Below are 1,057 nucleotides of genomic sequence, written 5' to 3'. Positions count from 1 at the left end.
TTTTGATTTAAAGCCGGTGATGAAATTAAAGTCTGCAATCATGGCTGTTAGAGAGCTTTCTATCGGAGAGCGTGTTGGCTATGGCGGCCGCTGGCGAGCATCTCGTGAATCACGAATTGCAACAGTCGCTTGCGGTTATGGTGATGGTTATCCCCGACATGCACCAGATGGAACGCCGGTAGCGGTTTTTGATTCCGCGTCACAATCCTTTGTTCGAGCCCCGCTTGTAGGGCGGGTATCGATGGATATGTTGGCAATTGATATAACGGATATTCCTTCTTGTGGTCTTGGCAGTCCTGTTGAGCTGTGGGGGGATTATATTAAGGCGGACGAGCTTGCATCTTTGGCTGGTACGATTGCCTACGAGTTATTTTGTAGTATTACTACTCGTGTTCCAAGGCTGTTGAGTGGCGAATAGAGTATTCGCCACTGGGCCTTTTTAAGGTGCTTCTTCGAGGAGTTCTTCGCTCTCTGATGGTTCTTCAGAAGTATCGTCATACATAAACTTCATGTCGCCAAAAGAGCCTGTCGGGTTGATGAAAGAAAGGCTGCTCGGAAAGAAGTAGGTCTTGACCGGTGCGTCATGTTCATAGCTATCTTTAACTTTCACCTCACCATGAAATTGGCTCTTTATGTCAATATCGATAACCTCTGCGATGTTGCCAGGCAAAGTCCCTATTAGAGCGCCATGCCCCAAGTCATGATCTTGATTATACTGATAGATATTAGGGTTAATGAGAGCGGGAATAGTTTTCTCTCCAACACTTAGTAATGTCGTATCATTTGAGTTGATGATAGCCTGTTCTACGGGGGCACCCGAGCTATCAAATAAGTTGGAAATTCGTCCCCATATTGAGTTCGCAATATCTGGGAAATGACTTGTATAGAGTTCGCTGTCGAAATTTTGAGCAAACAATTGTGGCTGGCCGTCAGTTTCACGCTCGAGGTGAATGAGTATGTTGTCGTCGCTGCCCTCAATATAGCTCGTATAAGTATCTGATGAAGGAAGCCCTGCCGATTCTATAAAAAGACCTAGATCTCCGGTTAACTGGACCGA

The 1,057-nt window shown here is 45.9% G+C and carries 2 protein-coding genes; one reads left to right on the top strand and one right to left on the bottom strand.

Annotated elements, in window-relative coordinates; genetic code table 11:
- A partial coding sequence (locus A3729_RS27535) for an alanine racemase C-terminal domain-containing protein (RefSeq protein WP_304439769.1) occupies positions 1–418 on the top strand: 418 nt, incomplete at its 5' end.
- Between the two features lie 21 nt (positions 419–439).
- Here A3729_RS27535 and A3729_RS33585 read toward each other — a convergent pair.
- Positions 440–1,057, bottom strand: a 618-nt coding sequence (locus A3729_RS33585; RefSeq protein WP_197476180.1) for a hypothetical protein, incomplete at its 5' end; no start/stop codon positions are given.

Source organism: Oleiphilus sp. HI0043, from assembly GCF_001634935.1.
The sequence above is the reverse complement of the archived record's forward strand: the minus strand, read 5'-3'. Positions and strand labels throughout refer to the sequence as shown.